9 protein-coding genes and 1 tRNA gene are annotated in these 15759 nt (G+C 33.2%); 5 read left to right on the top strand and 5 right to left on the bottom strand.

Annotation, left to right across the window (positions count from 1 at the left end; all coding sequences use genetic code 11):
- Complete coding sequence (locus tag ACY2LT_RS03775; RefSeq protein WP_491816504.1) at positions 1-2520, bottom strand: YfhO family protein; 2520 nt, start codon at positions 2518-2520, stop codon at positions 1-3.
- A 148-nt stretch (positions 2521-2668) separates the two neighbouring features.
- Positions 2669-6289, bottom strand: coding sequence for a S8 family serine peptidase (locus tag ACY2LT_RS03770; RefSeq protein ID WP_491816503.1), 3621 nt, complete (start codon positions 6287-6289; stop codon positions 2669-2671).
- Between the two features lie 263 nt (positions 6290-6552).
- Here ACY2LT_RS03770 and ACY2LT_RS03765 point away from each other — a divergent pair.
- Both ACY2LT_RS03765 and ACY2LT_RS03760 read left to right on the top strand, forming a co-directional pair.
- Positions 6553-6624: transfer RNA gene (locus tag ACY2LT_RS03765), tRNA-Met, on the top strand.
- A 60-nt stretch (positions 6625-6684) separates the two neighbouring features.
- Positions 6685-8034: a phosphohexomutase domain-containing protein gene (locus ACY2LT_RS03760; protein WP_491816501.1), complete on the top strand. Its 1350-nt coding sequence runs from the start codon at positions 6685-6687 to the stop codon at positions 8032-8034.
- Between the two features lie 3 nt (positions 8035-8037).
- Here the strand turns inward: ACY2LT_RS03760 and panC are convergent, their stop codons facing one another.
- Complete coding sequence (gene panC, locus ACY2LT_RS03755) at positions 8038-8913, bottom strand: pantoate--beta-alanine ligase (RefSeq protein WP_491816500.1); 876 nt, start codon at positions 8911-8913, stop codon at positions 8038-8040.
- Between the two features lie 121 nt (positions 8914-9034).
- Between panC and uvrC the strand changes: the two genes are divergently transcribed.
- On the top strand, positions 9035-10888 hold the full coding sequence (gene uvrC, locus ACY2LT_RS03750) for an excinuclease ABC subunit UvrC (RefSeq protein WP_491816499.1): 1854 nt from the start codon (positions 9035-9037) through the stop codon (positions 10886-10888).
- On the opposite strand, the gene ACY2LT_RS03745 is transcribed toward uvrC, so the two are convergent.
- Together ACY2LT_RS03745 and ACY2LT_RS03740 are read right to left on the bottom strand one after the other, a co-directional pair.
- Positions 10885-11238: a YraN family protein gene (locus ACY2LT_RS03745; protein WP_491816497.1), complete on the bottom strand. Its 354-nt coding sequence runs from the start codon at positions 11236-11238 to the stop codon at positions 10885-10887. The genes uvrC and ACY2LT_RS03745 overlap by 4 nt on opposite strands.
- A gap of 7 nt (positions 11239-11245) precedes the next feature.
- A complete protein-coding gene (locus ACY2LT_RS03740) occupies positions 11246-14194 on the bottom strand; it encodes an IgGFc-binding protein (protein ID WP_491816496.1) in 2949 nt (982 codons plus the stop codon).
- 63 nt (positions 14195-14257) lie between these two features.
- Here ACY2LT_RS03740 and ACY2LT_RS03735 point away from each other — a divergent pair, with 63 nt between their 5' ends.
- The gene (locus ACY2LT_RS03735) at positions 14258-14803 is read left to right on the top strand and encodes an RNA methyltransferase (RefSeq protein ID WP_491816494.1); all 546 of its coding nucleotides are present in this window, start codon (positions 14258-14260) and stop codon (positions 14801-14803) included.
- A gap of 2 nt (positions 14804-14805) precedes the next feature.
- A complete protein-coding gene (locus ACY2LT_RS03730; protein WP_491816492.1) occupies positions 14806-15759 on the top strand; it encodes an AAA family ATPase in 954 nt (317 codons plus the stop codon).

The raw sequence follows: 15759 nt of genomic DNA, 5'->3' as shown, positions 1-15759 counted from the left end.
TTAATTAACTAATTTTGATTTTTTTCGCCTTCTTATTTCTATGAAAAAACCAATCCCCAGAAGTATTACTACAACTATATTCAATGAAGTGCTTATCAGTTTTCCTTTTTCGAAAGCAGGGGATTCAAACTTCATTTCTATTGTATGTTTCCCGGCAGGAACAAATACTGAACGCAAAGCATAATTTGTTTTCAATATTTCTGTTTCCTTACCATCTATATATGCTTTCCAACCTGCTGGATAATAAATTTCGGATAGCACCAATAAATTATCTGAACTGTTTTCAGTTTCTATTTTTATGTATTCATTTTGGTAATTCTTTATTTTAACAATGCTGTTTTCTGGATTCTTTGATAATTTATTAGGTAACTCTTTTTCTAAGAAAGCAACTTTTCTTGGGTCAAAAGCACCGTCTTTTATTTTATTTAATATATCAATATTCTTCATAACTTCAACTGAATCAACAAAATATGCTCTCGGAGTGTATCTGGCATTAAAGTATACAAATGCACCTGTTTGCTGTGATTGGAAAATTGGTTGCATTCCACCTATTTGTTGTGGTGTAATTACATATTTTACATTCAGTAAGTTCCATAAAAATGGATTTGTTACTTGTGAGGTGGAACCTTGATTTGCAACATCCAACAAATCCTGATAAATTCTTAGTTTAGCAGAATGATATCCATTAACTGATTCGAGCCTGAAATATGCAGGTAAATTAACTATCTGTGAGGTAAAATCTGCAATTCTAAATTTGCTTTTGTCTTCGAGCAAAAAGTTTATTACATCTGTTTTTTGGAACATTATTTTATCTGCTTTCTTCTCGGCAACTTCCATTGGTCTGTAGCTCACCTGCCATAAATCAATAGCTATCAAAACAAACAATCCAATAGAAAATAAACTACTTGAAATTTTTCTTAGCGAATATGCATAAATTAGAATACTTCCGATTAATGCGATAATTCCTACTCGATACCAGTCAGCAATCATTTCATCAAAAATAAAGTTGCTAATTTCAGCAAAAGTTGTCTCACTATATGCCTGTATCATCTGTTTACCGTATTTTGAGGCAGCAACTGCTTCCTGATATGTTGTTTGAAATATTGCGGAGAAAACAAAACCAGAAATTAGAAGCAGTCCGCTTATTCCAACTAAAATATTTAAGGCTTTTCTATCTTTAGGTGTGAGGTTTTCTCTTATTCCGAATATTTCTTTAATTCCATATGCTGCTAAAATAGGTAATGCAAAATGAACTAAAACAAGTATCATCGAAGGTGCTCTAAACTTGTTGAAATATGGAACATTGTAGTAAAAGAAATCATAAAGCAATGGAAAAGTGTATCCAAATGAAAGTATTATTGCAACAATTGATAAAATAATTAGAAATTGAACAAACACGTTTTTGTAATTTCTTATAGCTCCAAAAAATGCAAGTAATAAAACTAATATTCCAGCATAAGGTGCAGCATCTTCAAATGGTTTTTGTCCCCAGTAAGTATGCATTCTTACCGATGAGTTTCCGGTTAGTTGTCCCTTGTATTCAAGTTTACCAAATCCGAAATAATTAGGAACCACGAAAGTAATTAATTCCTGTGGACTAAACGACCACATTGTAGCATATTCATAGTCATGCCCTCCAGTTTCTGTTTGGTGTTGATTTTCGCTTTTTACAATTGGTGCACTTCCTCTTGTTGAATAAGGTGTGTATTCTAAAGTAGAAAAGTATCTATCAGAAGACATCAGGAAAGCAATTCCTGTTGCTAACACCAAAACACCAGTGGAACGCAATATTCCTGCAAGATTATTTTTCGTAATTACTCTATTAATAATTTCAACTATCAAATATATGCCAATAGCTAAAAGAGAATAAAAAATCAATTGTAAGTGTCCTGCTTCGAACATTAAATGAATAGCTATTATTAATAACGCTGATACAAGCAAAGAGAACTTTTCCTGCAATTCTTCCAAGAATAGGAATAAAAATGGCACAAAAGCCAATACCACCGGCTTTGTATTGTGCCCAATCATTACCCACAATATTATCCAGGTCGAGAATACAGCAGCAAACGATACAAGAAATGGGATGAATCTATCATTTATCTTACTTTTAGTTAGCAAATACATTCCCATACCATAAAACCCATACCAGAAAGCAAGCCTTGCAACATCACTGCCAAATAATGCACCGAAAAATGATGCTATTCCAAACACTACCTGAGCCACTACATCCCAAATTCTTGCTCCTGTTGTAAGTAAAGAGGCATACGACGGCATTCCTGAAAAAATATATGGTATCCATAACGGGAAGTTTCCACTTGCCTTTGCATCTTCTAAATAAGTTTTGAATGCAAGAGAAGATAATGTATCTGAAGAATCAAAGCCATTCCCAAAAATTGCAGACGACAAAAATATAATAATCAACAAAAACAACGATAAAATATAAAACAAGTCTAAATATTTTTCTGGAATTATATGCTTTTGAGGACTGACTGTTTTTGAAGATGTTTTTTGTTTGCTCATTTCATTACCTGATAAGTTAATAAAAAACAAATTTAATAAAAATTCAAAGAAAATAAATTTAATTTATACGATAGATTTTCTGAAGAAATCATCATTCATTAATTACAAGTAAGGCTGACATATTGTCAGCCTTAATTATCGATTGTAGCTATTTCTTAATGAAAAGATAATTTTCAACTGCCTTATTATTTGTGATATTAAGAATATAAGCACCGGAAGTTAATTCATCAAGCCTAAAGATTATTAAATTGTCTCCTTCATTTAAATTAATATTATTGATTTCTTTAATTATTTTGCCACTTAAATCCATCACTTTTGCTGAAATATTAGTTGTCAGTGTTGAGTGAATCATACATTTTGCGTTATTAATTACTGGATTAGGGAATATACCGGATATACTAAAGTCATTAATAATTGAAGTGTTGCTTTTGCCATAACCTGCAAGAGTGATGTTTTTAGTTAAGCCACTAAGTAAATCTTGAATGTTGAGAATTCCAGAAATTGTTCCTTCAGTTTGTGGTTGGAAAAATACTGTAATATTTACGCTTTTCCCAGTATCTAAGCTGAATGTTTCTTCAGCCGGCAGATAAGAAAAATTCGGGTTATTAACAGTTATTTTCAGATTTTGTCCTGCTTCGCCGTTGTTTATGATCGTTAAAATTCTATTCTGAACTTCTCCAATATACACCGAATCAAATAATATTTCATCTGCGCTTGTAACAAACGAGGAGTTTACATTTTCAATAGCTGTCCCAACAATTGGGAATTCCAGCCTATATGGTGAGGCGTCGCTTTCAATTACCAAAATTGCATTTTTTTCACCAACTGTTTTTGGATTGAAGCGAATTCTCACATTTCCGGTTGCACCTGCATCCACATATTCAGAAGTACCGACGGTAATGGTAAATTCATCGGCGTTCGTTCCTTTGATATACACTTTATCAATAAGAGTTCTGGTGTTGCCCTTATTTTCAAGCGTTATTCTTTCAATTTTACTTGAACCGACACGAACATTTCCAAAATTTAATCTCTCTCCGTTCATAATAGTTAATTCTTTAGTAGGATTGCTAACAGGGATCGGGAAATCTAATGTTGAAACATAAGTAGGGCTTGCCATCCATATTCTCACATTGTTTCCAGATAAAACTGCTGCACAACTTTTTACCCCATCTGTGTATCTTGATAAAATTGGCGTCCAGCTTTCTCCATCATTATGAGAAATATAAACAGAACCGTTTTCTAGTACTAAAATAAACACATTTTTATTCTTTGGTGAATAGAGATAAACAGGTTTAGAGCCCATATTTGAAATATCATAAATCTCAGTAGTCCAGTTTATCCCGGCATTCGTGGTTCGTGCCACATTGTAGCTCCCATCACTTTTCTTATATAAAGATAGCCCATTGTTTTCATCTCTGAATGCAATTAATGGCACAGATACTTGATTTGCAACATAGTGGGATGTCCAGTTACGTCCTCGATTTGACGAACGATATATTTTTCCAATGCTTGTTCCGAACCAAATGCTGTTTTCTGATGTAGCTATTGAACCAGTCAAAACAGTTTCACCAGTTGATGTCGGTAAGGTACTTTCAGGCGAGGACCAAGTGTTGCCACCATCAGTTGTAATTGCTACTCCATATCTGTTGTTTAATGGATTTCCTATAGCTACTCCATTGTTATCATTAAAGAAATGAATATTTCTTATTAGTGTCATATAGCTTGAAAGAGTTTTTGTAGTCCAATTTTGTCCTTGATTTGTAGTAATCGAAACTGAAGGTACACTCGTAACTGAATTTATTGCAACTGCAGCTTTGCTGTCGCTGAACGCATAAACTGCTTCCAAATTATTACTTCCTTGAGGTATATACGAGTAACCATTTTGATTTTTTAGATAAATAACTCCAAGAAAATCATATATTGATCCAACCATCCATAACGAAGAATAGTTTGGGCTATATGTGTGATTAACTTTCAAAGAATAACTTGCTGGAATAAAAGCCTGAGTTGCGTATGAATTTTCAGTTTTTATTTTTATCGGAATTTTCACAAGGCTGTAATCAAGATAATTATCGTCCTCAAAACTAAACAACACGTCTACATACCCACTAAACCACAGATTTGTATTTTTTAACTCAATATCAACTGTGAATTCCTTTTCTTCCATATTACCCAAAATACCTACATAATTTTGATTACCATAGATGATTAAATTTTTATCGTAAGAAGAAAACTTTACTTTAAAATTTGAAGAAGTAGGGGATAGGTAATTTTTGATTTTTATTTTCAATGTTTGACGTGCATAATTTGTAATTGCATCACTTCCGCTAATAGAGAAATCAACCACTCCGCAACCCGGAATTTTTCTATCTGGAAATTTGGGATTGTTGAAAGTAAGTGCTTTATAAGCATTAATACGTCCAAAATAAAGTGGTCTATCATTTTGATTAGTTACAAAATTATCTACAGTGCTCCTGATTTGATGATATACCTGCATAGGTGTATAGTGTGGGAAAACGCTTCGCACCAATCCGGCCAGTCCTGCAACAATAGGCGATGCCATTGATGTTCCGTCAAAACTTGCATACCTATTATTAGGAATTGTCGAATAAATTGACTGCCCTGGTGCAAAAACTGTTACAGATTGACCATAATTTGAAAAACTTGTAGCTTTGTCTGATTGGTTTGTTGCTCCTACACAAATTACATTGTTATAATTAGCAGGATATTGTGGATATGTATTTAAAAAATATCCATCATTTCCGGCCGCAACTACCACAACGCTTCCTAATGCTACTGCCTGATTTATTATATCCTGTTCTGCTTGCGAGAATCCCGGACCTCCCCAACTGCAATTGATAACTTTTGCTCCATTTTGAGCGGCATATAATATTGCTTCATATCCACGATAAATTCCATTGACATTTGGATTATCAGCTCCAACCTTGATTGGCATATATTTGCATCTTGCTCCTATTGATGCAATCCCAATACTGTTATTTGTTACAGCATTAGCACACCCAGTTACGTGCGTTCCATGTGTATTGTTAGTGCTCAATGGTCTTGGGTCGTTATCTTCTTTCCAATTACCAGACTGTACATCTGTGTATGTTACATCTCCGACGAAATCATACTTGACAGATGATAAATTATCCTGCAAATCTGGATGTGTGTAATCAATACCTGAATCAACAATAGCTATCACTACTGTTGTGTCGCCAAGCGATACATCCCAAGCTTGATATGCTGCAATATTTGCTAAATAATACTGATTTGTTATCAGCGGGTCATTTGGCGAGAAATATGGATAGCGAACAAATATTGGATAAGCATATTCTATTTCTGGATTTTTCATTAACTCTTTGCATACATCATATGGGTCGATTGGATTACTATATTGTAGTTCATATATTCTTCCTACCCCAAACTTGTCTTCTGACATTTTTTTATACTCAGAATAATCAGAGAACAAAGCCTTAACTTTTATATCACCTAATCCATAAGTACTTGACTGTATGGATGGTGATAATTTCGCATATTTATTCTTTTCCAACGATAAATTTTGCTTTGTTTTAATATGTATTGCTCTCGGTAGATAGTATTTGGCATCCAATTTCGGTACTTCAGTTATTTTCCTTGGGCTAAAATAGTTACTTGGCAATTTTTTTCCGGGAATTTCGATGTAGATCCCTTTTTGTTCAAAAACTTGTGAAAAAACAATACTTAGTTGCAATAGTAACAAAATACTAAGAGTAATAATTTTTTTCATTTTTTACCTCAACAGTTTTATCTTTAATTTACAAAATAATATTCTATATCTTATTGAAGTTTATTCACTAATACCTTTTTTTTCAATAATACATAGATGTTTCCTTAATATTAGCTTAATTCAAATTTTTATTTTGAAATTGATTGTTTGACATTTACTAATACTATTAACACTGTGAGCTCTCTTTTAGATACAAAATAGAAATATAAAATTTTTTCTTGTATATTAATTAATAATGTGTTAATTTTGTATTCCCAAAACATAGCGGGGTGGAGTAATGGTATCTCGTCGGGCTCATAACCCGAAGGTTTCAGGTTCAAGTCCTGACCCCGCCACTACTCAAAGGGGCTTTTGTTAGCCCCTTTTTAGTTTGTATAATCTCTTTCAGGTTGAATATGCCTGTTGTTCGTTCAATTTCCGGACTTCGAGCTACAACTGATGATGGCTCTCTGAATGCTCAATTGATAAGTTCATATGTAAAAGCATTTGCTAAGTTACTTGATTTTGGTCGGATAGTTGTAGGTAGAGATGGTCGCCAAGGTAGCGAAGAAATTGAAAAATTAGTGCTATCAGAGTTATCCAATATAGGTTGTGAAGTCGTTTCGCTTGGAATTGTCCCAACTCCCACAGTTCAGCTCTATTCTGAATTACCTGAATTTTCAGGCGGTATTGCAATTACAGCATCTCACAACCCACAAAATTGGAACGGTTTGAAGTTTATTAATTCTAACGGTGTTTTTCTTGATGAACAAGAAAACCATCAATTATGGAAAATTGTTGATAGTAACGAAATAGTTCACAGTCGTTTTTCTGGAAAAATTATAACTGAAGATAATGCAATTGATTTTGCCATCAACAAAATTCTTGATATTAATATTGTAAAATCTAAAATTCAAGAAATTAGAAAGAAAGAATTAAAAATAGCCATTGATGCAGTTAATGCAAGTGGTTCAATTGCTGTCCCCAAATTATTGAAAAAGTTCAATTGCGAAACTTTTGAACTATTTTGCGATGGTTCAGGTATTTTCCCGCACGAACCCGAGCCACTTCCAAAAAACTTAACTCAGCTTGCTGAATTTGTTAAATTAAACAAATGTGATTTGGGAGTTGCTGTCGATCCGGATGCAGATAGACTTGTTCTTGTTGATAATCAAGGGAACTGTATTAATGAGGAATTTACAATTGCTCTCGCAATTGATGCAGTCCTGCGAAATTCAAATAGAGAAAATAATTCTGTCGTCGTTAATCTTTCTTCTTCAAGTATCACTCAATGGATTTGTAATCAATACGGTGCAAACCTTTACCGTTCACCAGTTGGCGAAATTAATGTTGTAAAAAAAATGAAAGAGACCTCTTCAATAATTGGTGGGGAAGGCAGCGGTGGAGTGATATTTCCTCAGTGTCATTACGGAAGAGATTCACTTGTCGGTTTAGCTTTGGTTTTAATTGAAATTACTGACAAAAACCAGAGTATTTCGGAAATTGTTTCTTCTTTCCCAACACTTTATATGAAAAAAGAAAAATTTGTTTTTGCAGGTGATTTTTCATCATTGGTCTATAAATTCAAGCAAGTATTTAGCCAAGGTGTATTCGACGAGCAAGATGGTTTACGCATAGATTTTCCAAACAGCAGTTGGCTTCAAATTAGGAAATCAAACACTGAACCAATAATTCGCATTATTGCTGAGTCGATAAGCGATAGTCAAACAAATGAATTAATTGCAGTCGCAAAACAATTACTGTAATTATTACTTTGTGGATATGTTGGTTTTGGGTATTGTTACAAGCGCATTATCGATTAATCTTGTTGTTCCAAGATAGCAAGCTATTAATAGTACTATATGGTCGCCTGCAAGAAACACATCAGGTTCATCCAAATTTTCAGCTAATGCCGCACAAGCATAATCTATTTTGATTTCTGGAACGCTTCGCAACCTTTTGTGCATTATTGCATTTATTACTTTTCTTTCGCGGCAACCTCCTTCAATTGCTTTTATACCATCTTCGAGTGCATTGAAAAGCACATTTGCTTTCGCTCTTAACTCTGGAGTTAAATACGTGTTTCTCGAACTCATAGCAAGTCCGTCAGTTTCGCGAACTGTTGGTGCAATTACTATCTTAATGTCGAAATTCAGGTCCCGCACTAATTGTTTAATAACAAGTGTTTGTTGATAGTCTTTTTGCCCAAAAACTGCCACATCTGGTTTGACAGCATTAAACAACTTTGCAACTACTAATGCTACGCCATCAAAATGTCCAGGGCGACGTTCTCCTTCGAATTTACTTGTTATATTATGTATTTCAACGGAAGTAGAAAATCCAATTGGATACATTTCTATAATATCAGGAGCGAAAATCAAATCACAACCTGCATTTTCAGCAAGCTTATAATCTCTGTCAGGGTCTCTCGGATATTTTTCAAAATCTTCATTTGGTCCAAATTGCTTTGGATTTACAAATAATGTCATCACAACATAATCACTAATTTCTTTGGCTTTTCTGATTAAATTTAAATGTCCTTCGTGCAAATAGCCCATCGTAGGAACACAGCCTATTACAGCACCTTTACTAGTTAATTTTTTTGATAAACTCTGCATTTCCTTAATTGTTCGTATTATTTCCATTTTCCCCTCTTCAGATTTATGTTGCTGAAAATATACTCTATTGTTTATTTTATCGTTAATACTATCAAATGCTTAACAAATTTAATAAAATAATATTAGAACGTTAAATTTTATTTGAAAAATGGAAAAATTCGAAATAATAAAAGAAAAAATTGATTTGCTCGGAGACAAACTTTCCAATTTGCCTTCCAAGCCAGGTATTTATCAGTTTAAAGATAAAAACGGTAAGGTTATCTATGTTGGCAAATCAAAAAATCTTAGAAATCGTGTTCGTTCTTACTTTCAAACTGGCAAGCCTCAAGATGCTAAAACAAACGCTATGATTCGCCATATTTTCGATTTCGAAATTATTATTGTCGATTCAGAAATTGAAGCATTTCTTCTCGAAGATAATTTAATAAAATCCCTAAAACCTAAATATAACATAATGCTACGAGATGATAAATCTTATCCTTATGTTCGTGTTACAAACGAGGAATTCCCTCGAATATTTCCGACAAGAAAACTTATTAAAGACGGCTCCAAATATTTTGGACCATTCACTGATGTGCGTAGCATAAAGCAATTAATTCGTTCTATTCGAACTATTTTCCAATTACGAAGTTGCGATTTAAAACTAACAGAAAATGCAATTTCTCGCGGAAAATTTAAAGTATGTTTGGATTATCATATTCATAAATGTCAAGGTCCTTGCGAGGGGCACATATCTCGCAATGATTACATAAATAATGTTCAATCGGCAATTCATGTGCTTTCCGGTAAAACTCGTGAAATTGAGAAAATTCTTGAAGATGAAATGTACTTACTATCAGAAAAAATGGAATTCGAAAAAGCAGCTGTTGTAAGAAACAAACTTCAGGCTTTACGAGATTTTTCCTCACGTCAGAAAGTTGTTTTTACAGATTTTATCGATAGAGATATTTTCGGTTTCGCAAAAAATGATAGCTATGCTTGTTCAATTGTGCTTAAAGTTCGTGAAGGTAAGTTACTCGGAAAAAGACATTACATTATAAAAAATGCTGAATTATACTCAGAGGATGAAATTATTGCAAAAACTATAGAAAAATGGTATCTGGAAACAGACTTTATTCCTGCAGAATTGCTCGTTCCTTGCGAATTCGACCAACTCGAATATATTACTGATTGGCTTGGAAAACGACGTGGTAAAACTCTTTCAATTCAAATCCCAAAAATTGGAGAAAAGAAAAAAATCATTGATATGGCAAATGCAAATGCCAAATTTATTCTAAATGAATACCTTCTTGCTCTCTCGAAACGTGAACAGAATGTTGCTCGCAGTGTGCTTTCTCTTCAGAGAGACCTGCAACTTAATAAGCCACCTATAAGAATGGAATGCTTCGACAACTCGCATCTTCAAGGAACAAATTTAGTGTCTTCACTCGTTGTTTTTGAAAATGCTAAACCCAAAAAATCTGATTATCGCAAATTTATTATCAATACTGTTGCGGGTAATGATGATTTTGCCTCTATGCGTGAGGTAATTGAACGACGTTATAGTAGATTAATCAAGGAAAATCAAAAATTACCAGACTTGATCATTATCGATGGAGGAAAAGGGCAACTCTCTGCAGCAGTGGAAGTATTGAAAAAACTAAATTTGTTAGATAAAATACCTGTTATCGGTTTGGCAAAAAGACTGGAAGAAATTTTTCTACCGGGTAAAAAAGATTCAATTCTTTTGCCAAAATCATCAAGTAGCCTTAAGCTTCTTCAACAAATAAGAGACGAAGCTCACCGTTTTGCAATTTCGTTCCATCGCCAGCTTCGCGAGAAAAATATGTTGCACACACAGCTCACAGAAATTCCATTTATTGGAAAAACAACTGCCGTCAAGTTGTTGAAAATTTTTGGTTCAGTCGAAAAAATTTCAGTTGCTTCTTTTGATGAACTTACAAAACATATTAACAAACGACAAGCAGAATCTATCATTAATTATTTCGAAAAAAGTCGTTAAAAAGCATTTTCTAAATGTTGTTCAATTTGAAAATTATTTAAATTGATTATCAAAACATCGAATCTGCATTCCTTGTTCTCAATTTTATTTAAGTATAAATAACCTTCTGCTGCTCGTCTAAAATTCGCTTGTTTCTTTGAATTTATAGAAAAAAGTGGATTACCGAATTTTTCGTAGTTATATCTTGCTTTAACTTCAAAAAAAATGAGTACGTTATCTTTTTCAGCAATAATGTCAATCTCTCCATATCTGCCAAAATGAAAATTCCGCTTTTTAATTGAAAAGCCTTTATTAATTAGATAATTGACAGCAATATCTTCACCTTTATTTCCTTTTGTCCTGTTATTCATAATCTCTTTATCTAAATACTAAAAATGGTATTGTTTCAAATGAACTGTCATAATGAATAACGGCAAAATATAAGCCATTGCAAAAATCCTTCGCATCAAAACTTATATTTATTGCTGAATTAATAACGTCCCCGTCAAATAGTTCAACTATCTTATGCGAAAAGCTATCATATATTTCAACTTGCACTCTCTTGCTATTTTCAATAAATGGAATTTGGATCATTCCGCTGTTGATTATTGGATTTGGTAAAATCTGGACTCTGTTACCTGATTTACTAACTGAAAAGGAAACTTCTACATCGCATTTTGAGGCTAACGAAAAATTAAGCTTTTTGCTGAATCCTTCTACTGGTATTTTTGTAATTATGCAATTATAGTCTATTATCAGGGTATCTTGATATTTTTTGTTTGCTTCGACTGGATTGAAACATATTTGAATTTTACTTGTTTCTTTTGGCTTGATTTTCAAAGGTTTCTGGCTGGGAGGAATTGAAAAAGATATATTCTCATTCATATAAAAATTACCCAAAACTAAATCATTATTTCCATAATTATAAAATTCGATGTTTTTGCATACCAAGTCCCCAATCCCAGTTGTATCAAAGAATAATGAAGCTCCATTTTCAATATATTGGCTCGAAATTGTATATCCTGGAATTATTTTTTCTAAAATGCTTTGCATTTCATTTTTATCAACTACCGATATGCGAAATTCGGCATCTTCTCTTGTGTTTAGAACGTTTATATATAGTTTTGCAATTTTATTGTCAATAAAATCATATTTTATATCGCAATTAATTTGTTTTTCAATAACAATATCCTTTATTCCAGTATCAAAAGCTCTGTTTTCAAGCAAATTATATTCAAAGGAATTATTGCAACTTTCCTCTACTAATAAAATTTGTGGTGCGAGAGTGTCGCTAATAATTGTAGCAATTAATTGCATCACCTCGTATTTCCCGCAAGAATTCTCGAGAATAAGTGTATCAATAATTGTTGTATCTTTATCGTAGTAGTTACAAAATTCTAATGTAATTGAATCCTTCGCACGTATTGTGTTATTCGAGGCTAAATTTGATTGAAAGGAATTATTTTTTAGATATGCTTTATCGATTTCTAAATCAAATTTACCATAATTGTATAATTTCAAATCAAAACATATGTTTGTTTTAGAAGCTGAGTTTATGACCTTTACTGGAATATCATCAGAATACTTATCAATTGTTGAAATTGTGAAGCCGCCTATTTCAAATGTTTTTTCTGTTTTTTGTCCAAGTGCATCTTCTGCAATAATTGTGAAACTACCATCTTGATAAATATTTACTAATTCTGCATTGAAGCTAACAGATGGTACAACTTCTGAAAATGCATCTATTGATAACCGGACGTTTTCTTGTTTGCTTGCATAAACTTTTTTAATCTTAGAATCAGTTAAATTTGAATCAGAAGCTACGCCTTTAGCTTGATAACATTCCGTTTCTGCAACTATTTCTGGAGGCATAACATCAAGAATAGCCATTCCCATACCACCAAGATAACCATATGAGTTCGCATTTCCATATCCATACACATATACAGCAAATTTTCCTTCGGAGTTCAAAGAATTAACACCATCTGCAACCCGAATATTTGCCCAATAATATTGTCTGTTCGGCACTCGTTTAAATAATGACTGGTCTGCTTTATTTTTGTTGATAAAAATACCATTTGTATATGCAATAGTGTCTGCTATGATCGTAACATATTGTTCTTCATATGCATTGAAAAATTTACCTTTGTTTTCATCATATCCTGGCGCCTGTGCATTAATTACTCTATACGAAGTAATATATTGTTCAACTGGAGGAACTATTAACATCAGAGGGTCAGATATGTTACTTCTGCTTGCACCTAAATTAGAGGTTTTTTTGTATTGTGCAACTAATATTGGTTTGTCTGCTTCGATAAAGGCAGGGTTTTCTAATGGTAACTCGATGAAAGAACCTGAATTAATAGTAACTTCTGAATTATTCATACGTATGGTAGTATTGTCGTTGGAAGCTAATATTCTAATCAAATCTTTACCGCTTGTTATTATATCTTTTGGAGTTTCAAAAGGCACTACAATTGCGTTTTTGCCCCACGAACGTGTTGGTATCATTTGTTCACACAGGAAATCACGTGATGGATTATTGTCCTTCAAATCAATTGGAATTGTTGCTCTTTGGTGCCCGGCAAATACTGCAATAGGTTTTGTAGATTTCACATAACTACCTGTCAAATCACGATTTGTATTGCTTGTTGAAATTCTTGCTTGAACGAGATATGATTCGCCGGAATTTAACCAAACTTTCTGCTTATTGATGCCATTTTTATAAGTTGCAACCGATGGCTTTATTTCTACTAATGTGCTATCTTCTATTGCCAAAACAGTAAATTGAGATGGTGTGCTTGTTCCTATTACCTGATTAAAAAAATTCATCTTCCCGTCCGAGTTGTATGTTAGAATATAATATTCATCTCCTAATACGTTTGAAGGCAAAACAAGAAACGCTTCGCTTGTCAAATTTGCTTGATTAAGTGCATAAACAGTTACATTTTCCTCCGTAACAACTCTGAAATATTGATTTGCTGCTCGTTCACACTGGTTGTTAGTATCAATTGTTCCACTATTGTTAAATCCTTGTAGCTCATAATTGAAAAATGATACTGCAAATGTGTAAACAACAGATGGGTCTGTAATTTCAAATTTTTTAGAGCGAATAGCACCATTTATGTTTCTATATATTATTTCTCCTTTTGTGGGTTTCTGGGCTGACACAAAAATATAAAGCGAATCTGTTTCATTAATTGTTTTCGTATTATGATAATTTGGTAAAAAAGTTAGCCAAAAATCCTTTCCTTCGGTATTAATGAGTTCTTGTGAATACAGCTGGAATAATGGGATAATACAAAAGATAAATATATATTTTTTCATTTGGTACCTCTTTGTTATATTGAAAATATAAACGATATAATCCCAAAATATTTGTTTTATCTTATGAAAAAACTTTTACATAATGAAATACTTCAAGAAAGAATAACACTTGAAACTGCAAAAAGTATCAAACGCCACCCAATTTCCGTAATGCTTTATGATATAAGAAGTTTATACAATGTTGGCTCAATTTTTCGAACTTGCGATGCCGCACTTATTGAAAAAATTTATATTACTGGATTTACTCCTTCTCCACCAAGACCCGAAATTGATAAAACTGCATTGGGAGCAACTGATAGCGTTCCTTGGGAATACATCAAAAATTCTCTCAAAGCAATAGAGAAAATTAAAAACGATGGTTATAAAGTGATCGCGTTAGAACTTACCGATAAAAAAAGACTATATTCTTCATTGAATTCTAACGATTATCCTTGCTGCATTGTATTAGGGAATGAAATCACTGGTATTGACGACGAAATTTTAGCCCTTTGCGATGATGCAATTGAAATTCCTATGTTTGGAGTGAAACATTCTTTAAACGTAAGCGTTGCAGCCGGTATAGCTATTTTTGAAGCTGTTAAAATTTTCCGAGAAATAGAGAAATATTAATTATGCAAGAAATAATCTCAGACAAAGCATATTATCTTATCAATAGTCTTATTAAATCTGTCAATACAGTTATTGTTGGGCAAGAAGAAGTTGTCAAAAAATCTATTGCGGCTATGCTTTGCGACGGACACCTATTAATTGAAGGTCCACCGGGTCTTGCAAAAACAACTCTTGTCAAAACACTTTCTGAAGCTGTTTCTTGCTCTTTTTCTCGAATACAGTTTACCCCCGATCTTATGCCATCGGATATTACAGGTTCATTGGTCTATAACGTTAAACTAAACGATTTTATTACTCGAAAAGGTCCTCTATTTGCTAATTTTATTTTAGCAGATGAAATCAACAGAGCTCCTGCAAAGGTTCAATCTGCTTTGCTCGAAGCAATGCAGGAACGTCAGGTAACAATTGGCGAGGATACATATCCCTTGCCAACTCCTTTCTGGGTTCTTGCCACTCAAAATCCTATCGAGCAAGAAGGCACTTATAGGCTTCCAGAAGCCCAAGCTGATAGATTTATTATGAAAGTTCTGATTAATTATCCGGATATTCATACTGAAATAAAGATAACAAAAAAAGTTTTAAATAATGAAGTTTTTATTTCAAAATCCATTATTTCATTAGATGAGTTGGAATTTTTAAAAAAAGAAATTCAAAAAGTTTTCATAGATGAAAAGATTTTTAAGTTTGCTGCTTCAATAGTCCATTCTACAAGAGAAGATTCTTTTACCCGGTTACTGAGTTTTTCTGCTTCACCAAGAGCAACAATCGCACTTATTAAATTAGGGCGTGCGTTGGCTCTTATTGAAGGTAGAAACTACGTGCTTCCCGAAGACATCATCTATATTGCTCGCGATGTTCTTCGCCACCGCATAGGGCTTACTTTCGAAGCTCTGGCTGATGGGAAAACGAATGAAAGCATTATTGATGAGATAATAAATTCAACAAATATTCCATAA

This window comes from Eximiradius proteiniborus (assembly GCF_058546985.1).
Note: the sequence above shows the minus strand (reverse complement) of the source record. Positions and strands in the feature narration are given on the sequence as shown.